The following is a 21,942-nucleotide window of genomic DNA, read 5'->3' as shown; positions in this document are numbered from 1 at the left end:
AGGGCGCGGGCATCAGCCCGCCCCTGATTCCGGAGGTTATATGCATCAACATGCTCACCCTTGCCGCTGTGGCAAATCACACCGTCAGTCACAGCCGCTGTGCTCGATTCGCAGCGTAAAACCCGCAACATTGAACATCTCCGCGGCGCAGCCCATCACGCCAGACAGCGATTGCGGCTGCTGTGACAGCGACAGCGGATCGCCAGGCGGCGAAAGCGACGCCGAAAGCGACAGGCCCGCCCTCTCTTCACATCAATTCCGCTGGCAGATTGCGGGCATGGATTGCCCCAGCTGCGCGCGTAAAATCGAAACCGCCGTGCAACGTGTACCGCAGGTTCAGCAAGCACGCGTGATTTTTGCCAGTGAAAAACTGGTGGTCGATGCCGACCAGGATATCCGCGCCATCATTGAACAGGTGGTGAAAAATGCCGGCTTCGCGCTGAGCGCCAGCGATTCCCCATCGCCTCCACAACCCGAAAGCCGCTGGCAGGAAAACGCCGGTTTGCTGCTGCTTGGCGGAATGATGCTCGCCAGTTGGCTGCTGAGCCAGCTTTCGCCGGTTTGGGGCGATCGCCTGTTTATCGCCACCACGTTGTTAGGTTTAGCGCCGATCGCGCGCAGCGCCTGGAAACTGCTGCGTAGCGGTTCGCCGTTCAGCATTGAGATGCTGATGACCATTGCCGCCGCTGGTGCGCTGGTGATTGGCGCGCACGCCGAAGCCGCGATGGTGCTCCTGCTGTTTCAACTGGGTGAACGCCTCGAAGCGTACGCCGCCACACGCGCACGCCTTGGCGTCACCGCGCTGATGGCGCTGCGTCCCGCTATCGCCACGCGCATTAACGGCACACAGCGGGAAAACGTCCGCTTAGAAGCGCTGCAGCCCGGCGATGTGATTGAAGTGGCGGCCGGCGGACGTTTACCGGCCGATGGCGAACTGCTGCACGCCAGCGCCAGCTTTGATGAAAGCGCGTTGACCGGCGAATCGCTGCCGGTAGCGCGTGAGCCTGGCGAGCAGATCATGGCCGGTGCCACCAGCCTTGATTGTCTGGTGACGCTGAAAGTCATTTCCCAGCCGGGCCAAAGTGCCATTGACCGCATCCTGCAACTGATTGAGGAAGCCGAAACCCATCGTGCGCCGGTTGAGCGTTTTATCGATCGCTTCAGCCGCATCTATACGCCCGCCATTATGCTGCTGGCGCTGCTGGTGATGGTGCTGCCGCCGCTGCTGGGTTTTGGTGCGTGGTTGCCGTGGATTTATAAAGGGCTGACGCTGTTGCTGATTGGTTGCCCTTGTGCGCTGGTGATCTCCACGCCAGCCGCCATCACTTCCGGCCTGGCTGCTGCCGCGCGTCAGGGCGCACTGATCAAAGGCGGCGCGGCGCTGGAGCGCCTCAGTCGCGTGAGTATGATGGCGTTCGATAAAACCGGCACGCTGACCGCCGGTAAACCGCAGATCAGCCACATCCAGCCATTTGGCGTGATGGCGGAAAACAACTTGCTCACCATCGCCGCCGCCGTAGAACAGGGTTCCACCCATCCGCTGGCGCGGGCGATTGTCAGCGAGGCCGAGCGGCGCGCGCTCAGGCTTCCGCAAGCTGCACAGCAGCAAACGCTGGCCGGCAGTGGTATTCGTGCTGCGATAGATGGCGTGACCTATCAACTGCTGGCGCCGCGCGAAGTCAGCCATCTTGATAATGCACAACAGCAGCAGATTGCTCAGCTGGAAGCGCAAGGCCAAACTGTAGTGCTGCTGTTGCAGGAGCAGCAGGTTCTCGGCGCGTTAGCCTTGCAGGATCAGTTGCGCCCTGAAGCCCTCAGTGCGCTGTCTGAACTGAAGAAGCTTGGCGTTAACAGCGTGATGCTGACTGGTGACAATCCACGCGCGGCTGCGGCCATTGCCGCTAAGCTCAACATCGATTATCGCGCAGGTTTACTGCCCGCCGATAAAGTTGCGGCGGTGAGGACGTTAGGCACACAGCACGCATTGGCAATGGTCGGCGATGGCATTAACGATGCGCCCGCCATGAAAGCCGCCACCATCGGCATTGCGATGGGCAGCGGCACCGATGTGGCGCTGGAAGCCGCAGATGTGGCATTAACGCAAAATCAGCTGGCGATTCTGCCGCGCACCATTGTGCTGGCACGGCGCACGCGTGCCATCATTCGTCAGAACGTGGCGCTGGCGTTGGGATTAAAGGCGATTTTTCTGATCACCACGCTGCTCGGCTTCACCGGTTTGTGGCTGGCGGTCTTAGCGGATTCCGGTGCCACCGCACTGGTGACAGCCAACGCGCTGCGCTTGCTGCGTCAGCGTTAGGCGCCTTTTTTAATCAGAAACTGGTACGGCAGGCTTTCGGTCTGCTGTGCCAGCAACTCATGCTCCATAAAGCGGCAGAAACCAGGGATATCGCGCGTGGTGGCGGGATCGTCAGCAATGATCAGCAAGGTTTCACCGGCCTGCATGCTGCGCACGGTTTTACGCACCATCATTACCGGCTCCGGGCAGCGCAGGCCAAGGGCATCAAGCTGATGGTCTGGCGCAGAAAAGGGATCGCTCATGATTCTCTGTCAGTTGTTAGGGATGGCGCTCATTCTAGCGCGCGAATAAGCCAACGCAAGGCGATAACGATTGCGTTAAAATTAACCATTGCATAAATTGCGCAACGCGTTAAGATGCCGCCGATTTTTTATTTACCACCGTGCCAATGCACGAACCTGGGTTCCCTCACCCCATCACTAAAAAGGCTTACAATGATTAACTTCTCTGCACGTCAGCGCATGCATGCGCTGTTTTGGCTATCGCTATTCCATCTGCTGGTGATCACCTCCAGTAACTATCTGGTCCAGCTGCCGGTTTCCATCTTCGGCTTCCACACCACATGGGGCGCGTTTAGCTTTCCGTTTATTTTCCTCGCCACCGATCTGACCGTGCGCATCTTTGGCGCGCCGCTGGCACGTCGCATTATTCTGGCGGTGATGATTCCCGCGCTAGTGATCTCCTACATTGTTTCCTGCGTGTTCTATCAGGGCGAATGGCAAGGTTGGGCGTCACTGGAAGAGATGAATCTGTTTGTTGCCCGTATCGCCTGCGCCAGCTTTATGGCTTATGCGCTGGGACAAATCCTCGATGTGCACGTTTTTAACCGTTTGCGCCGTTTATCGCAGTGGTGGATTGCGCCAGCGGCAGCGATGTTCCTCGGTAATATCAGCGATACGCTGGCCTTCTTTTTCATCGCCTTCTACAAGAGCCCAGATCCGTTTATGGCCACGCATTGGGTCGAAATCGCACTGGTGGATTACAGCTTCAAGGTTCTGATCTGCATGATCTTCTTCCTGCCCGCTTACGGCGTGCTGCTAAATGCCATGCTGAAGCGCTTAGCCGAACGTTACGCGCAGCAGCAGATCAATTTCGGCTAATTGCACATACACTAAATGCCGCATTACGCTAAGATTTCCTGACACTCCGGCGGTTGCTTTTGCTAACTAAATCCGCTTGTATAACGGCTGACTGGAATCATGTAAAAGGGAAAAGAATGCGTAACGTAGTGAAATATGTGGGTATTGGCCTGTTGGTTATCGGCCTGGCGGCATGTGACCAGAAGAAAGATGATGCGGCAGCGAACAGCAACGGTGCGAGCGCCAGCCAGTCGGCCCAGACGGTTAACCTGATGGACGGCAAACTGAGTTTCTCTCTACCGGCGGGCATGTCTGACAAGAGCGGCAAGCTCGGCTCTGAATCCACCAACATGCACGTCTATGCCGACGAAACCGGTCAGCGCGCGATTATCGTAATTGCCGGCGATCCCACCAACGAAGCGCTTGATGCGCTGGCACAGCGTCTGGAACAGCAGCAGCGCGGTCGCGATCCTCAGCTGCAGGTGGTATCTAACAAAGCGGTGACGCTGAAAGACCAGCCGGCACAGCAGCTGGATACGGTGATTTCTGCCAACAATCAGACCTCATGGTCTTCGGTGATTCTGGCGAAAGTGGATGGCAAACTGCTGACGCTGCAAATTACCTTGCCAGCCGACAACCAGCAGCAAGCGCAAAGCGATGCTGATGGGATCGTCAAAAGCATCACGTTGAAATAATACCCTTCATCCTTCGAACGGCAGGTGCGTTGGCTGCATTCGTTCACCCCGGTCACTTACTAAAGTAAGCTCCCGGGGATTCGCTCATTTGCCGCCTTCCTGCCGTCCAAATGATTTTGGGTATCGATTTGGGGGTTCACGTAGGGTCGCCATTCATGGCGACTTGGTTCTGCAATCCTCGCCTTACAATCTCACTGGCGAAATGTGCCAGATCTCATCCGCATATTCCTGAATGGTGCGGTCCGACGAGAAATAACCCATATTGGCGATATTCAGCGCCGCGCTGCGTTGCCACTTATCCGGCTGGCGATACAGCTTGTCCACCTTGTCCTGCGTATCCACATAGCTGCGGTAATCCGCCAGCAGCTGATAGTGATCGCCGAAGTTCACCAGCGCATCAAACAGATTGCGATAGCGCCCTGGCTCCTGCGGGCTGAACACCCCGCTGGCGATTTGCGTCAGCGCCTGATGCAGCTCAGGATCATCCTCATAATACTTACGCGGGTTGTAACCGTCGGTGCGCAGCTTCTCGACCTGCGGCGTAGTATTGCCGAAGATAAAGATATTCTCCTTGCCGACATGCTCCAGCATCTCAACATTGGCACCATCCAGCGTACCGATGGTTAACGCGCCGTTCAGCGCAAACTTCATGTTACTGGTACCAGAGGCTTCGGTACCGGCAGTGGAGATCTGCTCGGAGAGATCCGCCGCCGGAATGATGATCTGCGCCAGGCTCACACCATAGTTTGGAATGAACACCACCTTCAGCTTGTTCTTCACCTGCGGATCGTTGTTGATCACATTGGCGACATCGTTGATCAAGTGAATGATGTGTTTCGCCACGTAATAGGCCGACGCCGCTTTGCCGGCGAAGAGATTAACGCGCGGCACCCATTCGGCGCTGGGATCGGCCTTGATGCGGTTGTAGCGCGTAATCACGTGCAGCACGTTCAGCAGCTGGCGTTTGTATTCGTGGATGCGCTTGATCTGCACATCAAACAGCGCATGCGGATCGAGCACGATATCCATGTTCTTCGCCACCCAGTCCGCCAGGCGTTTTTTGTTAGCAAACTTGGCGTCGGCGATCTGCTGGATAAAGGCCGGATAATCGATCTGCGTGGTCAATTCGTTGAGCTGGCCAAGATCGGTGCGCCAGTTGCGGCCAATCGCCTCGTCCAGCACCTCGGAGAGCGCCGGATTCGCCAGCGCCAGCCAGCGACGTGGCGTCACGCCGTTAGTTTTATTGCAGAAACGGCCCGGGAACAGACGCGCGAAGTCAGCGAACAGCGATTGCACCATCAAGTTGGAGTGCAACTCTGACACACCGTTAACTTTGTGGCTCACCACCACCGCCAGCCACGCCATGCGAATGCGGCGGCCGTCGTTCTCATCGATGATCGAGATGCGCGCTAACAGCTCCCAATCATCCGGGTAATATTCCTGAATGGTTTTCAGGAAGTAGTCGTTAATTTCAAAAATAATGCTGAGATGACGCGGCAGGATCTTGCCAATCATATCCACTGGCCAGGTTTCCAGCGCTTCCGTCATCAGCGTGTGGTTGGTGTAGGAGAACACCTGACAGGTCACTTCAAAGGCATCGTCCCAGCTGAATTTCTGCTCGTCGATCAGTATGCGCATCAGTTCCGGGATCGCCAGCACCGGATGCGTATCGTTGAGGTGGATGGCAATTTTGTCCGGCAAATTGTCCCAGGTTTCATGCATCTGCCAGTGACGATTGAGAATATCCTGCACCGTCGAGGAGACGAGGAAATACTCCTGACGCAGACGCAGCTCGCGCCCCGAATAGGTGGAGTCATCGGGATAGAGCACGCGCGACACGTTTTCCGAGTGGTTTTTATCTTCTACCGCGGCGAAGTAATCACCCTGGTTGAACTTACCGAGGTTGATTTCGTTACTGGCCTGCGCGCCCCACAAGCGCAGCGTGTTGGTGGCATCGGTATCAAAACCGGGAATGATTTGATCGTAAGCCATCGCCACGATCTCCTCGGTTTCCACCCAGCGCACCCGCGCGCCTTCATGTTGCAGACGGCCGCCGAAGCGCACTTTGTAGCGCGTGTTAAAGCGCTGGAATTCCCACGGATTGCCGTACTCCAGCCAGTAATCCGGCGATTCGCGCTGCTGGCCGTCAACGATATTCTGCTTAAACATGCCGTAGTCATAACGAATGCCGTAGCCGCGCCCCGGTAAACCGAGCGTGGCGAGCGAATCCAGGAAGCAGGCCGCCAAACGTCCCAAACCGCCGTTACCGAGGCCGGGATCGTTCTCCTCTTCCATCAGTTCGCTGAGGTCGAGGCCCATCTCTTCCAGCGCCTGATTGAGATCCTCATAAATGCCCATCGCCAGCAACGCGTTGCCGAGCGTGCGCCCCATCAGGAACTCCATCGACAGGTAATAAACCTGCCGCACATCCTGCGAGAGCTGCGCGCGGCTGGAGCGCAGCCAGCGTTCCACCATGCGATCACGCACCGCCAACAGCGCGGCGTTGAGCCACTCATGCTTATTCGCGATCGATGGATCTTTACCAATAGTAAACATCAGCTTATAGGCGATTGAGTGCTTCAGTGCATCAACCGTCAGCGTGGGTGAGGCATAGGTGAAAGGTGCATTCATATCAAGTATCCCAATCTCTCATTACAGCAAACGTTGATAAAGATCGCGGTAGGCTTGTGCTGCCACCTGCCAACTAAAATCCATCCCCATCGCCTGCCGCTGAACGTAACGCCAGAGTGCAGGACGAGACCACAGAACAAATGCGCGCCGAATCGCCCGCAGCAGCGACCAGGCATTACTGTCTTCAAAAGTGAAACCGCTGGCGACGCCATCCGCCAGATTCTCAAGCGAGCTGTCTTGCACCGTATCCGCCAGTCCGCCAGTGCGACGCACCAGCGGCAGCGTACCGTATTTCAAACCATACAGCTGGGTTAAGCCGCACGGCTCAAAACGGCTCGGCACCATAATCACATCCGCGCCGCCAACAATGCGGTGCGAGAAGGCTTCGTGATAACCAATCTGCACGCCAACGCGGCCCGGATGCTCCGCCGCCGCCGCAAGGAAACCTTGCTGCAGCTCCGCATCGCCCTGGCCGAGCAGGACCAACTGTCCGCCCTGCGCCAGTAAGCCCGGTAGCGCTTCCAGCACCAGATCCAGCCCTTTCTGTTTGGTCAGACGGCTGATGACGCAGAACACCGGTGCTTTATCATCCACCTTCAGGCCCATGGCAATTTGCAGCTGGCGCTTGTTCTCCGCTTTGCTCTCCAGCGTTTCGCTGTCGTAGCGCGCGGTGAGCAGCAGGTCGTGCGCCGGATCCCAGATGCCCGGATCGACACCGTTCAAAATCCCGCTCAGGCGCCCTTCACGCAGTCGCTGTTCGAGCAGTGATTCCATGCCGTAACCAAATTCCGGTCGGGTAATCTCCAGCGCGTAAGTCGGGCTGACCGCCGTAATGTGATCGGCAAAGAACAGCCCCGCCTTGAGGTAGGAAATTTGCCCGAAGAACTCCAGTCCATGCATGTCGAAGAACGCGCGCGGGATCTGGATCTCATCCAGATGACGCGCCGAAAACAGCCCTTGGTACGCCAGATTATGCACGGTGAACACCGTTTTCGCCGGACGCCCACGCGCCGCAATATAGGCGCAGGTTAAGCCAGCATGCCAGTCATGCGCATGCACGATATCTGGCTGCCAGTAGGTATCCAGCCCGCTGGCAATCTCGGCGCCCATCCAGCCCAGCAGCGCAAAACGCAGGTAGTTATCGACGTAAGCAAACTGCGACGTATCGTGATACGGGCTGCCGGGACGTTCATACAATCCCGGCGCATCGATTAAATAAATACCAACGCCGTTAAATTGTCCAAAAAGTAAGCGTACCGGTCCCGCAAAAGTTTGCAACTCCGCCAGGACCTCTGTATCAGGAATCCCTTTACGCAGATCCGGAAAGGCGGGAATCAACACCCGCGCATCCGTACCATCGGCTATTTGCGCCTGTGGTAATGCACCGACGACATCAGCCAGTCCGCCGGTTTTCAACAGCGGGAAAAGCTCTGAACAGACATGTAAAACCTGCATCCTGAACCCCTATTGTTATCGCACACGTTCCACGCGGCAATTTTCTCTATATTCTTTCGTCACTTACTGACCGCCTCCGGCCAATTTGGCCAGCATGGCGCGCGTCACCAGTACGATGCCCTCTTCAGAACGGTAAAAACGACGGCTGTCTTCGTCGGGGTTTTCGCCAATGACCATGCCTTCTGGCAGTTCGCAGGCGCGATCGATCACGCAGCGACGCAGACGACACGATCGGCCAACCACCACATCAGGCAGCAGCACTGCGGAATCAATATTGCAAAACGAGTTGATTCGAATACGCGGGAACAGCACCGAGTTCACCACCACCGAACCGGAGATGATGCAGCCGCCAGAGACCAGCGAATTCATTGTCATGCCGTGGCTACCGGATCGATCCTGAACAAATTTCGCCGGCGGCAGCGGCTCCATGTGGGTACGAATCGGCCAGCTGTGATCGTACATATCCAGCTCAGGCGTGACCGACGCTAAATCGAGATTGGCGCGCCAGTAAGCTTCCAGCGTTCCGACGTCGCGCCAGTACGGCTCGGCGTTTTCATCAACCTGCACGCAGGAGAGCGTGAAGGAGTGCGCATACGCCTCGCCGCTGGCGACAATTTTCGGCAGCAGATCTTTGCCGAAATCGTGGCTGGAATCGGCTACATGCAGATCCTCTTCCAGCAGCTGGTAAAGGTAATCGGCGTTGAAAACATAAATGCCCATGCTGGCCAGCGCGCGGGTATCGTCACCCGGCATTGACGGCGGCTTCGGCGGTTTTTCGACAAAATCGATCACGTTGTTTTCGGCATCCACCGCCATCACCCCAAACGCCGTGGCTTCAGCTAACGGCACCGGCAAGCAGGCGATGGTGCATTTGGCACCGCGATCGACGTGGTCGAGCAGCATGCGCGAGTAATCCATTTTGTAGATATGATCCCCGGCGAGGATCACGATGTACTGCGCGTTATAGCGGCGAATAATGTCGAGGTTTTGCGTCACCGCATCGGCAGTCCCGCGATACCAATGTTCGGTAGCGGCACGCTGCTGCGCCGGCAGCAGATCGACAAACTCGTTCATCTCTTCGTTGAACAGCGACCAGCCACGCTGGATGTGCTGCACCAGCGTATGCGACTGATATTGGGTGATCACGCCGATGCGCCGAATGCCCGAGTTGATGCAGTTGGACAGCGCAAAGTCGATGATGCGGAACTTGCCACCGAAGTGCACGGCAGGTTTGGCGCGTTTCGCGGTGAGATCTTTCAGGCGCGTACCGCGCCCGCCAGCAAGGATCAGGGCGACCGTTTGTGTAGGGAGCTGGCGCGCCAGCATCAGATGATCTGTTCTATCTAATTTCACCATGTCTGACTCCTTATGATTGCTTTAGGAACACACACACACCGTGTGCGGGACCGTGCCAGACAGTTGTCAGGATGGGGTTATCTTCCCCGGCGAAAGGAGGAATGGCACGCCACTCTCCGTCTGGTAAGGCGATATCACTCACCGATTCCGTGGCGTTTATTGTTATTAACCAGCGGCCGGAGAGCAGGATCTGCATTCGGTGCGTCCCCTGTTCCCACTGCTCGGTTTCCAGTGGTGTGCCGCTGGCATTGCACCACTGCACGCTGCCATCGTCCTCCTGCCACCAGCGATCCTGCGTCAACGCGGGAATGCGCTGGCGCATACGGATTAACGCAGCAGTGAAGTCGACCAGGCCAAAATCATCCTGTTGCCAGTTCAACCAGGTTAGCGGGTTGTCCTGACAATAGGCGTTGTTGTTGCCATGCTGGCTGTGACCGCGTTCGTCACCCGCCAGCAGCATCGGCGTGCCCTGCGCCAGCAGCAGCGTGGTCAGTAAGCCATGCACGCTGCGCCGCCGCCGTTCGACAATATCGAAATTGACCTGCAGTCCCTCTTTGCCGTGGTTATGGCTGAAGTTACTGCTGCTGCCGTCGCGATTGTCTTCGCCGTTAGCCTGATTGTGTTTGTTGTTAAAACTCACCACATCGCGCAGCGTGAAGCCGTCGTGAGCGGTAATGAGATTGATGCTGGCGTGCGGCAGCCGCGCCTCACGCTGGAAAACGTCGCTGGATGCGGCAAAACGGCGGGCGAAATCGCCATTATTCAATTGACCATGCAGCCAGTAACGGCGCGCCGCATCGCGAAAATGGTCGTTCCACTCGGCGAAGTCCGGCGGAAAGTTGCCGACCTGATAACCGCCGGGGCCGATGTCCCACGGCTCGGCAATCAGCTTCACCTGCGACAGCAGCGGACAGGCTTTGATGGCGGCAAACAGCGGCGCATCCTGATGAAACTCCGGTGTGCGTCCCAACACGCTGGCGAGGTCAAAACGGAACCCATCAACATGGCAAACACGCACCCAGTAGCGCAGCGCTTCCAGCGCCCACGTCATCACCTGCGGATGACTGAGATTTAGCGTGTTGCCGCAGCCGGTCCAGTTTTGATAGTCGCCGTTGCCATCCAGCCAGTAATAGCTGGCGTTATCCACGCCGCGTAGGGAAATCGTTGGCCCGATCTCTTCCAGCTCGGCGGTATGGTTGAACACCACATCCAGAATCACTTCGATGCCCGCGGCATGCAGTGCTTTAACCGCCTGCTGAAACTCCTGCAGCGGCGTTAAACCGTTTTCGCCCGAGGCGTAACGCGCATCCACCGCCCACAAGGCAAAGGGGTTGTAGCCCCAGTAATTACTCAATCCCAAACGGCGCAGGCGCGGCTCGCTGGTGAATTGGGCAATCGGCAACAGTTCCAGCGCGGTGATGCCGAGGTGGCGCAGGTACTTCACCATAGCAGGATGACCCAGCGCCGCATAAGTGCCACGCAATCTTTCCGGAATTTCCGGATGCTGCTGGGTTAAGCCGCGTACGTGCGCTTCATAGATCACCGTGTTGCCCCACGGCGTGCGCGGCGCGTGATCGTCCTCCCAGTCAAAATCTTCGGCAGTCACCAACGATTTCGGCGCGATGGCGGCGTTATCCAAACCATCCGGCTCGCGTTCGCCGCCGTTGAAACGCGCGTCGTCCGCCACTTCACCCGCCACCGCTTTGGCGCAGGGATCGACCAACAGCTTAGCCGGATTGAAGCGATGTCCCTGCTGCGGCGCCCACGGACCGTGTACGCGATAGCCGTAGCGCTGGCCGGGCTTCAGCGCGGGAAAATAGCCGTGCCAGATATCACCGCTGCGCGCGGGCAGTGCGAAACGGCGCTCAGCACCGTGCGCGTCGAACAGGCAGAGTTCAACGCGTTCGGCATGCTGGGAGAACAGCGTAAAATTAACGCCGTGCCCATCATAGTGCGCACCTAACGGTTCCGGCTGCCCCTGCTCCAGCATCAGTCGCTCTCCCGCACCAGCCAAAGCGTTGCCAGCGGCGGTAAGGTCAAACTCAGCGACTGCGGCCGACCGTGACTCTCCATCTCATCGGTGTGTACCAAGCCGTGATTGCGCGTGTCGCTGCCGTGATAATCGTGCTGATCGGTATTCATGATCTCGCGCCAGCCGCCACGCTGGTTGACGCCAAAGCGATAGTTGTGACGCGCCACTGGCGTAAAGTTGCTGGCTACGATGATTTGATTGCCGTCGCGATCGCGGCGCACAAATACAAACACGGAGTTTTCGTAGTCATCGACCACCAGCCACTCAAAACCTTGCCCATCAAAGTCGAGTTGATGCAGCGGCGCGTAATGGCGATAGGTGTGATTGAGATCGCGCACCAGACGATGCACGCCGTTGTGCCAGTTATCCTCACCTTCCAGCAGATGCCAGTCGAGGCTGGTGTCGTGGTTCCATTCGCGACCCTGCGCAAATTCATTGCCCATAAATTGCAGCTTCTTACCGGGGAAACCCCACATCCAGCCGTAATAGGCGCGCAGGTTAGCGAACTTCTGCCAGGCATCGCCCGGCATGCGATCGAGAATCGAACGTTTGCCGTGCACCACTTCGTCATGCGACAGCGGCAGCACGAAGTTTTCGGTGTAGTTGTAAATCATGCCAAAGGTCATCAGCTGATGATGATAACGGCGATGCACCGGGTCGAGCTTCATATAGTCCAGTGTGTCGTGCATCCAGCCAAGGTTCCATTTGAACCAGAAGCCGAGGCCGCCATCTTCTGAAGGGCGCGTAACGCCGGGATAATCGGTGGACTCTTCCGCCACCGTGACGCTGCCCGGTGCGGCGCGACCCAAAACGCGGTTAGTGTGACGCAGGAACGAAATCGCTTCGAGGTTCTCGCGTCCACCAAACTGGTTCGGCACCCATTCGCCTTCGGCGCGGCTGTAATCACGGTAGATCATTGACGCCACCGCATCGACGCGCAGCCCATCAATGCCGAAACGCTCCATCCAGTACAAGGCGTTGCCGGAGAGATAATTGCTCACTTCACGGCGACCAAAGTTGTAGATCAGCGTGTTCCAGTCCTGATGAAAACCTTCGCGCGGATCGCTGTGTTCGTAGAGTTCGGTGCCATCGAACTTCGCCAGGCCGAAATCATCGCTTGGGAAGTGGCCTGGCACCCAATCGAGCAGCACGTTAATGCCAGCATCATGCGCGGCGGCCACGAAGTGGCGGAACTCATCGCGCGTACCGAAACGGCGCGTCGGCGCATACATGCCGAGCGGCTGATAGCCCCAGCTGCCGTCGAAGGGGTGTTCGTTAATCGGCATCAGTTCGATGTGGGTGAAGCCCATCTCTTTAACGTAAGGAATGAGCTGTTCCGCCAGCTCTTTGTAGCTGAGCCAGAAGTTGTTATCGGTGTGACGTCGCCATGAACCAAGGTGCACTTCATAAATCGAAATCGGCTGGTCAAAAGCATTGGCGGCCTTACGCTGCGGCTGCATCTCGGTTTTCGGCGGCAGCCCGCAGATCATCGAGGCGGTTTGCGGACGCATCTGCGCTTCAAAGGCGAAGGGATCGGCTTTGATGCGCATCTGGCCGGAATTATCCACGATTTCAAATTTATACAGCTGACCGTTTACCGCGCCCGGCACAAACAGTTCCCAAACGCCAAGTTCACGGCGAAAACGCATGGGATGACGTCGGCCATCCCAGAAGTTGAACTCGCCTACCACCGAGACGCGACGCGCGTTAGGTGCCCAAACGGCGAACCGCGTGCCGTGCACGCCATCAATGGTGGTGCCGTGCGCGCCGAGGGTTTCGTAGGGACGCAGATGCGTGCCTTCACCCAATAACCATGCATCCATCTCCTCCAGCAGCGGGCCGAAGCGATAGGCATCATCAATCAGGTTTTGCTGGCCGTGCCAGTTCACTGCCAGCTGATAACCAAAGCGGTTTTTACGACGCGGAATCACGCCACTGAAGAAACCGCGTGAGTCGAGGCAGGTAAGCTGAGCACATTTGCGTCCGGTGTTGGTTTCAATGACCCAAACATCGGAGGCATCGGGCAGCAGCGCACGCACTTCAAGGCCTGCAGCCGTTTGGTGCATGCCCAGTAGTGAAAAGGGATCGGCATAATTCCCGGCAAAAAGGGCATTGATCGCCTGGCGATCGGGAAGCTCTGACATGACTTTCTTCCTATGATTTTGCGCAGGCGACCAGAGTCGGCAGGATTATCGCCTCGGGTGCGCTGCTTTTCATTGAGCCATAGGTACACCGTGAGGACACAACCGTCCGTGGGAAAGATCTTCACCGTGTACAACAACCATTCAGTTCGAAAAAACAAAAACAGTTAACAACCGGCACATCTCTGTTAAATCATAGCTTGGGGATAGCAGAAGCCAGGGAGGATCGTGAAAAATACTTATCGGGCAAGCAAAAAAGGGAAGCGGATCACTTGTCAGGCGCAATTTGCATGAATTTTTGCGGCCTGGATAATTAAAAAAAGGCCGGGAAACCCCGGCCTTTCTGGTTTGCCGCTGCGCTTAGTCGATCAGCAGACGCAGCATGCGGCGCAGCGGTTCAGCCGCGCCCCACAGTAACTGATCGCCCACCGTGAAGGCGGAAAGGTATTCCGGCCCCATGTTCAGTTTGCGCAGGCGGCCTACTGGCGTGGTCAGGGTGCCGGTGACGGCGGCTGGCGTCAGTTCGCGCATGGTGATGTCGCGGTCGTTTGGCACCACTTTCACCCATTCGTTATGCGAGGCCAGCAGCTGTTCGATTTCGCTCAGCGGCAGGTCTTTTTTCAGCTTCAGAGTGAATGCCTGGCTGTGGCAGCGCAGCGCGCCAACGCGCACGCACAGGCCATCAACCGGAATCACACTGCTGGTACGCAGGATTTTGTTGGTCTCCGCCTGGCCTTTCCACTCTTCACGGCTCTGGCCGTTATCCAGCTGCTTGTCGATCCACGGAATCAGGCTGCCCGCCAGCGGTACGCCGAAATTGTCGGTTGGCAAAGTGCCAGAACGGGTGAAATCGGTCACGCTGCGTTCGATATCCAGAATTGCCGAAGCCGGATCCTGGAGCGATTTCGCCACGTGGTCATGCAGCATGCCCATCTGCGTCAGCAGTTCACGCATATGACGCGCGCCGCCGCCTGATGCCGCCTGATAAGTCGCCACCGAGGCCCATTCAACCAGATCGTTAGCAAACAGACCGCCCAGCGACATCAGCATCAGGCTGACGGTGCAGTTACCGCCGACAAAGGTTTTGATGCCGTTATCGAGGCCCTGACGAATCACGTTATGGTTAACCGGATCGAGAATGATGATGGCGTCATCTTTCATGCGCAGCGTGGAAGCTGCATCAATCCAGTAACCCTGCCAGCCGCTTTCGCGCAGCTTCGGATAGACTTCACTGGTGTAATCACCGCCCTGGCAGGTGATAATAATATCCAGCGCCTTCAGCGCCTCGATATCAAAAGCATCCTGCAGCGCACCGGTCGACTTACCGCCGAATGTGGGTGCCGCCTGACCAAGCTGTGACGTGGAGAAGAAGACCGGATTGATGACATCAAAATCGCGTTCTTCGCTCATGCGTGACATCAGCACTGAGCCGACCATGCCACGCCAACCAATAAAACCTACATTCTTCATTTTCTGTCCGTCTCGGGTGCTCTCGAAAGAGGCCGTGTGGTGCGAGGAAAAGACTGGCCGGATAATCGTGCCGGTCTGCGTAATAATCAGGTTTACCTATGACCGTCAACTCTACAAAATGCAGCACTTCTGGCAAGTGAATTAATTCGATTGCGCCAACTTTTTCAGCAGTACAACTAATAATGGCTAACCAACATGACTGAAATGATATCCGCGACCATATTGCTGTTGTTGATTATGGATCCGCTGGGCAACCTGCCGATTTTTATGTCGGTATTGAAGCATCTGGAACCCAAACGCCGCCGCGTGGTACTGATGCGCGAAATGCTGATTGCGCTGATTCTGATGCTGCTGTTTTTGTTCGCCGGTGAACGCATCCTGGCGTTTCTCAATCTGCGCACCGAAACCGTGTCGATCTCCGGCGGCATCATTCTTTTCCTGATCGCCATCCGCATGATTTTCCCGTCAGAGGAGAGCAGCTCGAGTGGCTTGCCGGCCGGTGAAGAGCCGTTCCTTGTGCCGCTGGCGATTCCGCTGGTGGCCGGTCCGTCGCTGCTGGCGACGCTGATGCTGTTGTCGCATCAATATCCCAACCAAATGACGCATCTGGTCGGCGCGCTGCTGATCGCGTGGGGTTTGACGGTGGTGATTCTGCTGATGTCGGGTCTGTTTTTACGCCTGCTGGGCGACAAAGGCGTTAACGCGCTGGAGCGCCTGATGGGATTGATTTTGATTATGCTGGCGACGCAGATGTTCCTGGATGGGATTCGTACCTATCTGAAGCTGTAATACATTCAGAGCGCAGGCAGCGTAACGGCGCAATTTATTGCGCCGTTACGCTATGTGCATGAATTGAATGTGATGCTTTTTTGAATATTACTTCTGCTTCTTATCGATCGGTTTACCCGACCAGTAACCGGCCAGCAGCGAACCTGACAGGTTGTGCCACACCGAGAACAGCGCGCCCGGCAAGGCCGCTAACGGCGAGAAGTAAAGTTTGCCCAGCGTCGCCGCCAGACCTGAGTTCTGCATGCCCACTTCCAGCGCCAGCGTGCGGCAGGTCGATTCATCGAAGCCAAACAGCTTACCGCCCCAATAACCGCCCAACAGACCGATCGCGTTGTGCAGGATCACCGCCACAATCACCATCAAGCCGACAGAACCGATAAAGCCCTGGCTGCCAGCCACCACCGCGCTAATGATCAGCAGAATGCACACCATCGAAAACGCCGGCAGATAAGGCTCAACGCGGCGCACCACGCTATTCATGGAGTGATGGATAATCAGACCCAGGCTAATCGGAATCACCACGATTTTCACGATGCTGAGCAGCATGCCGACCACATCCACCTGAATGTGGGTATCAACGTAGAAGCGTGTCAGCAGCGGTGTGGCGAATACACCTACCAGCGCCGACACGGATGAGATGGTCACCGACAGCGCCACATCGCCCTTTGCCAGATAAATCATCACGTTAGAAGCGGTGCCGCTGGCCACGCTGCCGACCAGAATCATGCCTGCCGCCAGATCCGGTGGCATCTGGAACAGCTTCGCCAGGCCCCACGCGGCCAGCGGCATCACCAGATAATGCAGGAAAGTCCCGGCGATCACCGGCGCCGGACGCACCAGCACGCGTTTGAAATCATCAATGTTTAGCGTCACGCCCATGCCGAACATAATCAGCATCAGCAGGTAAGTCACCCACGGCCCAATGCCGAGAAAGGTGCCAGGAGAATAATAAGCAGCGACCGAGAGCAGCACGGCCCAGAGCGGGAACAGGCGGGTAAGTTTGCCGAGCATAACCAGACTTCCTTAGGAATTTTTTTATATTGCCACAGATGAAATGTCGCGCAGGGAACGACCACAGCGACGGACGCGGGATCATAACATTTCATTATCTTGACGTAAGGCGGGAAGTCGCTTGCGGGGCAAAATGCGGATCGGCTGCTGCCGATCCGCTGAAATACGGCAAAGTTACTCTGCTTTTTCCAGTGCAAAGCGGTAGATCGCACCACCAATCGCGGCACCGATAATCGGTAACAACCAGAACATCCACAGCTGTTCCAATGCCCAGCCGCCCTGGAAGATCGCCACACCGCTACTGCGCGCCGGGTTGACTGAGGTATTGGTGACGGGAATGCTCACCAGGTGAATCAGCGTTAGCGCCAGGCCGATTGCAATGGGCGCGAAGCCAGCCGGAGCACGTTTATCGGTCGCGCCCATGATCACAATCAGGAATACGGCGGTCAGCACCAGTTCGGCGATCATGCCCGCCTGCAGGCTAAAGCCCCCCGGCGAATGTTCACCGTAACCGTTCGACGCGAAGCCGCTGGCCACGGCATCGAAACCGGCTTTACCGCTGGCGATCAAATACAGCACGCCAGCCGCCGCAACCGCGCCGACCAGCTGCGCGATAATATAAGGCACAACCTGCGCCGCCGGGAAACGTCCGCCAACCGTCAGACCGAGGGTGACCGCCGGGTTAAAATGGCCGCCCGAAATATGGCCGACGGCAAATGCCATTACCAACACCGTCAGACCAAACGCCAGCGCAACACCAGCAAAACCAATACCCAATTCTGGAAACGCCGCGGCCAAAACCGCACTACCACAACCGCCCAACACCAGCACGAAAGTGCCCAGCGTTTCAGCCACTAATCTTTTCATCTCTGCTCCCTCAAATAATTTAATGTTTTCGCGGCGGGATTATCGTTTTTGGCGATTGAAGCGCAACCGAAGAATAAGGGATTAGGGTGATTTTTAGGCGATAGCAGCGTATTTGAGACGGTTCTCGCGAGCCATAATGGGGTTCATCAGAAATGTCTGGAGCGAAGCAGTGAATGCCGCTGGGCTTGAATTATTGTTTAAAAAATTTCACCAATAAAAAAGCCGGACCCGGTCCGGCTTGATTCCGCATGCTAAAAACTGGCCTTAAGAACCAAAAAGATTCTTGTGCAGCGCACGTACCACTTCTTCCGCGTCTGGGGTGGGAACCAGGAAGCAAAGGTTATAACTGCTGGCACCGTAGCAAATCATGCGCAGGTTGAACGGCTCGAGTGCGCCAAACACTTCTTTGCCGACGCCGCACGCTTTTGACAGGTTGTTGCCAATGATCGCCACCAGCGCCAGATTCTCTTCCACTTCCACACGGCACAGTGAAGAGAGCTCGGTCAACAGCGCCTGGGTCAGCAAGCTGTCGCCGGTGGTGGTTGAACCGGTGCTGTCCAGCGTCAGCGCCACGCTCACTTCGGAAGTTGTCACCAGATCAACGGAGATGCTGTGGCGCGCCAGAATGTTAAACACTTCGGCGAGGAAGCCATGTGCATGCAGCATGTTCAGGCTGTGCAGCGTTACCAGCGTCTGCTTACGACGCAGCGCCAGCGCACGGAACAGCGGTGGATTCTTGGTTTCGTTGCACACGCGCGTACCGCCTGCAGCGGGATCTTTGCTCGAACCGACAAACACCGGAATATCGCTACGCACGGCCGGCAGCAAAGTGGCCGGATGCAGCACTTTGGCACCAAAGATCGCCATCTCCGCTGCTTCTTCGAAGGTAATCTCTTCGATGCGTTTAGCGGTGGACACCACGCGTGGATCGGTGGTGTAGATACCGGCCACATCGGTCCAGATATCAATGCGCGCGGCCTGCAGCGCTTCGCCCAGCAGCGCAGCGGTATAGTCGCTGCCGCCACGACCAAGCGTGGTGGTGCGGCCTTTGATTTCGCTACCGATAAAGCCCTGCGTCACCACCAGCGCTTCCGCAATGCGCGGCTGCAGCTGCGTTGCGGCCAGCTCTTTCAGCGTCGCCACTTCGGGTTCTGCGCGACCAAAACGATCGCTGGTGCGCATCACTTTACGCACGTCAAACCATTCGCTGTTGACCTGACGCTCGCGCAGAATCTCCACGAACAGCAGCGTCGACATCAGCTCACCGTGGCTCACCAGCTCATCGGTTAGCGCATGTGAGGTTGCCAGCGAGGTGGCTTCAGACAGCATGGTGATGTTTTCCAGCATGCGATCAATCTCATCGCGGATCACATCCGGCGATTGCAGACGATCGATGATGGCATATTGAATACGGCGGATTTCATCCAGCAGGTAAGCGCGCTGCGCTTGTTCCTGGCCTTCAGCAAGGGCAACCAGCAGATTGGTCACGCCAGCGGAGGCAGAGAGCACCACTAAGCGGGTATTGGCGTCCGACAGCACAACATCTGCGCTGCGGTTCATAGCATCAAAATCGGCAACGCTGGTGCCGCCAAATTTAGCCACGATAAGATTTTGGGACATATTACGAACCCCGTGTCAGGTTATCTTTCTTCCGTTTTGGGGCGGAAGACATAGTAGCAGCCTAGGCACAAGAGAAGAGCAGAATTGGGCAGACAAGATCAGTAGTAGACAAGTCACCAAAAGCGCTTCACCTTGCGAACCGTCCGACTGTGGACGATTCTGGTGACAACCCAGAGGATTCAGCCCCTGCAGCCGACAGTGCAACACCCCGCGTGTTGCCCCACCTCGGCGTCACACCCCCTGATGTGTTCTCTGCGGATACGGATCCTCAAACACACTGCCTGGGCGACGCGCCTCTTCTGGCTTACACCCGGAGGTGTAAGTAGCGCGCATAAATTACTGATTATTTTCCCCCCTGTCCATCCCCGCACTTTGAGGATTTCTCACATTTACACTTCGGTAAACGCATCGTTGAACAAACGCGCCCACCAACAGCGGCCTAAAGTAGTGTCCGAATCAGACAAAAGCGGCTTTTTTCTGATGCGGCACAGGGAATTCTGCTGGCGCAGCACCGACAATCGCTGCCGGATTTACCTGAAACAGTGCGGCCACGGTCACAAATTTTTTCCCTTAGCCAGTAACTGTGGTCATACTCATCCCCGTGCAAGAATGCTATGGATGCCGGGCCAGCAGGACGCCCCGGATGGAATGACGGTTCTTATATCAACTAGAGTGTTGCCATGAAAAATATCAATCCGACCCAAACCGCTGCCTGGAAAGCGCTGCAGCAGCATTTTGAGCAGATGAAATCGGTGCAAATCGCCGACCTGTTTGCGCAAGATGCCGATCGTTTTGCGAAATTCTCTGCCACTTTCGATGACCAGATGCTGGTGGATTTCTCAAAAAACCGCATCACCGAGGAAACCCTCGAAAAATTACAGGCGCTGGCTAAAGAGACCGATCTGGCAGGCGCCATCAAATCGATGTTCTCTGGCGAGAAGATCAACCGCACCGAAGAGCGTGCAGTTCTGCACGTTGCGCTGCGTAACCGCAGCAACACGCCCATTATGGTGGACGGCAAAGATGTGATGCCGGAAGTCAACGCGGTGCTGGCGAAGATGAAAGGCTTCTCCGAGCGCATCATCAGCGGCGACTGGAAAGGCTATACCGGCAAAGCCATCACCGACGTGGTGAATATCGGGATTGGCGGTTCAGACCTCGGCCCGTTCATGGTGACCGAAGCGCTGCGTCCGTATAAAAACCACCTGAATATGCACTTTGTTTCTAACGTCGATGGCACCCATATCGCCGAAACGTTGAAAGATCTCAGCCCGGAAACCACGCTGTTCCTCGTGGCATCTAAAACCTTCACCACGCAAGAAACCATGACCAACGCCCACAGCGCGCGTGACTGGTTCCTGAAAACTGCGGGCGATCAGCAGCACGTGGCGAAGCACTTCGCTGCGCTGTCGACCAACGGTAAAGCGGTGGGTGAGTTCGGTATTGATACCGACAACATGTTTGAGTTCTGGGATTGGGTTGGCGGCCGCTATTCACTGTGGTCAGCTATCGGCTTGTCGATCATTCTCTCCATCGGCTTCGAGAACTTCGAGCAGCTGTTGAGCGGCGCGCACGCCATGGATAAGCACTTCGCCAACACGCCTGCTGAGCAGAACCTGCCGGTCCTGCTGGCGCTGATCGGTATCTGGTACAACAACTTCTTTGGTGCCGAAACCGAAGCGATTCTGCCGTACGACCAGTACATGCATCGCTTTGCTGCTTACTTCCAGCAGGGCAACATGGAATCCAACGGTAAATACGTTGATCGTGAAGGTAATCCAGTGGATTACCAGACCGGCCCAATCATCTGGGGCGAGCCTGGCACCAACGGCCAGCATGCGTTCTATCAGCTGATTCATCAGGGCACCAAACTGATTCCGTGCGACTTTATCGCACCAGCACTGAGCCACAACGTGTTGACCGATCACCATCCAAAGCTGCTGTCGAACTTCTTCGCACAAACCGAAGCGCTGGCGTTTGGTAAGTCACGCGATGTGGTGGAGAAAGAGTTTACCGATGCGGGTAAATCTGCCGAATCTGTCGCGCACATCGTGCCGTTCAAAGTGTTCGAAGGTAACCGCCCAACCAACTCCATCCTGCTGCGTGAAATTACCCCGTTCAGCCTGGGTGCACTGATTGCGCTGTATGAGCACAAGATCTTCACTCAGGGCGCGATTCTCAACATCTTCACCTTTGACCAATGGGGTGTTGAGTTGGGTAAACAGCTGGCAAACCGTATTCTGCCAGAACTGGAAAATGACGCTGAAATTAGCAGCCACGATAGCTCCACTAATGGCTTAATTAATCGCTACAAATCCTGGCGTTAATTTTCCGGCTAATTTACACAAGGCGGCGTAATTGCCGCCTTTTCTTTGTCAACCATGCCATCTCACTCGCAATATTATTAATTACTGCATTAAACAGGGTTAGAAAATTCTTAAAGTGGCGTAAGGAAATTCGTAATTCATTTCAATTTACC

The 21,942-nt window shown here is 56.4% G+C and carries 15 protein-coding genes and 1 riboswitch; of the genes, 5 read left to right on the top strand and 10 right to left on the bottom strand.

From position 1 onward, the window contains the following. Positions 1-40 precede the first annotated feature (40 nt). A complete protein-coding gene (locus DEU53_RS19710; protein ID WP_110868128.1) occupies positions 41-2,317 on the top strand; it encodes a zinc/cadmium/mercury/lead-transporting ATPase in 2,277 nt (758 codons plus the stop codon). Here the strand turns inward: DEU53_RS19710 and tusA are convergent. Then, complete coding sequence (gene tusA, locus DEU53_RS19705) at positions 2,314-2,559, bottom strand: sulfurtransferase TusA (RefSeq protein WP_036649974.1); 246 nt, start codon at positions 2,557-2,559, stop codon at positions 2,314-2,316. The genes DEU53_RS19710 and tusA overlap by 4 nt on opposite strands. Positions 2,560-2,751: 192 nt before the next feature. Here tusA and DEU53_RS19700 point away from each other — a divergent pair, with 192 nt between their 5' ends. Both DEU53_RS19700 and DEU53_RS19695 read left to right on the top strand, forming a co-directional pair. Further along, positions 2,752-3,417 (top strand): 7-cyano-7-deazaguanine/7-aminomethyl-7-deazaguanine transporter, encoded by a 666-nt coding sequence (locus DEU53_RS19700; protein ID WP_110868127.1) that lies wholly within the window; start codon positions 2,752-2,754, stop codon positions 3,415-3,417. Positions 3,418-3,533: 116 nt separating this feature from the next. Then, the gene (locus DEU53_RS19695; protein WP_061718408.1) at positions 3,534-4,091 is read left to right on the top strand and encodes a DcrB family lipoprotein; all 558 of its coding nucleotides are present in this window, start codon (positions 3,534-3,536) and stop codon (positions 4,089-4,091) included. Between the two features lie 183 nt (positions 4,092-4,274). On the opposite strand, the gene glgP is transcribed toward DEU53_RS19695, so the two are convergent. The 6 genes from glgP to asd form a co-directional block, all read right to left on the bottom strand. Continuing rightward, positions 4,275-6,722 carry a glycogen phosphorylase gene (gene glgP, locus DEU53_RS19690; protein ID WP_101763107.1) on the bottom strand — a complete coding sequence of 816 codons (2,448 nt, stop codon included), beginning with the start codon at positions 6,720-6,722 and terminating at the stop codon, positions 4,275-4,277. A 21-nt stretch (positions 6,723-6,743) separates the two neighbouring features. Then, entirely contained in the window at positions 6,744-8,177 is a 1,434-nt protein-coding gene (gene glgA / locus DEU53_RS19685) for a glycogen synthase GlgA (RefSeq protein ID WP_110868126.1), read from the bottom strand. A 63-nt stretch (positions 8,178-8,240) separates the two neighbouring features. After that, positions 8,241-9,533 carry a glucose-1-phosphate adenylyltransferase gene (glgC, locus tag DEU53_RS19680; RefSeq protein WP_101763109.1) on the bottom strand — a complete coding sequence of 431 codons (1,293 nt, stop codon included), beginning with the start codon at positions 9,531-9,533 and terminating at the stop codon, positions 8,241-8,243. A gap of 10 nt (positions 9,534-9,543) precedes the next feature. Then, positions 9,544-11,523, bottom strand: coding sequence for a glycogen debranching protein GlgX (gene glgX / locus DEU53_RS19675; protein ID WP_110868125.1), 1,980 nt, complete (start codon positions 11,521-11,523; stop codon positions 9,544-9,546). Beyond that, positions 11,523-13,709 carry a 1,4-alpha-glucan branching enzyme gene (gene glgB / locus DEU53_RS19670; protein WP_110868124.1) on the bottom strand — a complete coding sequence of 729 codons (2,187 nt, stop codon included), beginning with the start codon at positions 13,707-13,709 and terminating at the stop codon, positions 11,523-11,525. The genes glgX and glgB overlap by 1 nt, the downstream gene beginning before the upstream one ends. 357 nt (positions 13,710-14,066) lie before the next feature. Next, complete coding sequence (gene asd / locus DEU53_RS19665; RefSeq protein ID WP_101763112.1) at positions 14,067-15,176, bottom strand: aspartate-semialdehyde dehydrogenase; 1,110 nt, start codon at positions 15,174-15,176, stop codon at positions 14,067-14,069. A gap of 195 nt (positions 15,177-15,371) precedes the next feature. Between asd and DEU53_RS19660 the strand changes: the two genes are divergently transcribed. Continuing rightward, positions 15,372-15,965, top strand: a complete 594-nt coding sequence (locus DEU53_RS19660; protein WP_110868123.1) for a YhgN family NAAT transporter — start codon at positions 15,372-15,374, stop codon at positions 15,963-15,965. A gap of 87 nt (positions 15,966-16,052) precedes the next feature. Here the strand turns inward: DEU53_RS19660 and panS are convergent, their stop codons facing one another. From panS to lysC, 3 genes are all read right to left on the bottom strand, one after another. Beyond that, positions 16,053-16,976 carry a ketopantoate/pantoate/pantothenate transporter PanS gene (gene panS, locus DEU53_RS19655; RefSeq protein ID WP_101763113.1) on the bottom strand — a complete coding sequence of 308 codons (924 nt, stop codon included), beginning with the start codon at positions 16,974-16,976 and terminating at the stop codon, positions 16,053-16,055. A 174-nt stretch (positions 16,977-17,150) separates the two neighbouring features. Further along, on the bottom strand, positions 17,151-17,843 hold the full coding sequence (gene aqpZ, locus DEU53_RS19650; protein ID WP_110868122.1) for an aquaporin Z: 693 nt from the start codon (positions 17,841-17,843) through the stop codon (positions 17,151-17,153). Between the two features lie 264 nt (positions 17,844-18,107). After that, a complete protein-coding gene (gene lysC, locus DEU53_RS19645; protein ID WP_110868121.1) occupies positions 18,108-19,463 on the bottom strand; it encodes a lysine-sensitive aspartokinase 3 in 1,356 nt (451 codons plus the stop codon). 112 nt (positions 19,464-19,575) lie between these two features. After that, positions 19,576-19,770, bottom strand: a riboswitch (Lysine riboswitch). Positions 19,771-20,143: 373 nt separating this feature from the next. On the opposite strand from lysC, the gene pgi reads away from it, so the two are divergent. Next, positions 20,144-21,790 carry a glucose-6-phosphate isomerase gene (gene pgi, locus DEU53_RS19640; RefSeq protein ID WP_110868120.1) on the top strand — a complete coding sequence of 549 codons (1,647 nt, stop codon included), beginning with the start codon at positions 20,144-20,146 and terminating at the stop codon, positions 21,788-21,790. Positions 21,791-21,942: the final 152 nt, after the last annotated feature.

This window comes from Pantoea sp. AG1095, from assembly GCF_003208415.1.
GTDB lineage: Bacteria > Pseudomonadota > Gammaproteobacteria > Enterobacterales > Enterobacteriaceae > Pantoea > Pantoea leporis.
Note: the sequence above shows the minus strand (reverse complement) of the source record. Positions and strands in the feature narration are given on the sequence as shown.

Excerpts from the sequence above, each read along its gene's own strand:
- glgB (WP_110868124.1), bottom strand. The coding sequence starts at position 13,709 with ATGTCAGAGCTTCCCGATCGCCAGGCGATCAATGCCCTTTTTGCCGGG.
- glgP (WP_101763107.1), bottom strand. The coding sequence starts at position 6,722 with ATGAATGCACCTTTCACCTATGCCTCACCCACGCTGACGGTTGATGCA.
- lysC (WP_110868121.1), bottom strand. The coding sequence starts at position 19,463 with ATGTCCCAAAATCTTATCGTGGCTAAATTTGGCGGCACCAGCGTTGCC.
- DEU53_RS19700 (WP_110868127.1), top strand. The coding sequence starts at position 2,752 with ATGATTAACTTCTCTGCACGTCAGCGCATGCATGCGCTGTTTTGGCTA.
- glgC (WP_101763109.1), bottom strand. The coding sequence starts at position 9,533 with ATGGTGAAATTAGATAGAACAGATCATCTGATGCTGGCGCGCCAGCTC.
- panS (WP_101763113.1), bottom strand. The coding sequence starts at position 16,976 with ATGCTCGGCAAACTTACCCGCCTGTTCCCGCTCTGGGCCGTGCTGCTC.
- DEU53_RS19660 (WP_110868123.1), top strand. The coding sequence starts at position 15,372 with ATGACTGAAATGATATCCGCGACCATATTGCTGTTGTTGATTATGGAT.
- tusA (WP_036649974.1), bottom strand. The coding sequence starts at position 2,559 with ATGAGCGATCCCTTTTCTGCGCCAGACCATCAGCTTGATGCCCTTGGC.
- glgA (WP_110868126.1), bottom strand. The coding sequence starts at position 8,177 with ATGCAGGTTTTACATGTCTGTTCAGAGCTTTTCCCGCTGTTGAAAACC.
- aqpZ (WP_110868122.1), bottom strand. The coding sequence starts at position 17,843 with ATGAAAAGATTAGTGGCTGAAACGCTGGGCACTTTCGTGCTGGTGTTG.
- DEU53_RS19695 (WP_061718408.1), top strand. The coding sequence starts at position 3,534 with ATGCGTAACGTAGTGAAATATGTGGGTATTGGCCTGTTGGTTATCGGC.
- asd (WP_101763112.1), bottom strand. The coding sequence starts at position 15,176 with ATGAAGAATGTAGGTTTTATTGGTTGGCGTGGCATGGTCGGCTCAGTG.
- glgX (WP_110868125.1), bottom strand. The coding sequence starts at position 11,523 with ATGCTGGAGCAGGGGCAGCCGGAACCGTTAGGTGCGCACTATGATGGG.
- DEU53_RS19710 (WP_110868128.1), top strand. The coding sequence starts at position 41 with ATGCATCAACATGCTCACCCTTGCCGCTGTGGCAAATCACACCGTCAG.
- pgi (WP_110868120.1), top strand. The coding sequence starts at position 20,144 with ATGAAAAATATCAATCCGACCCAAACCGCTGCCTGGAAAGCGCTGCAG.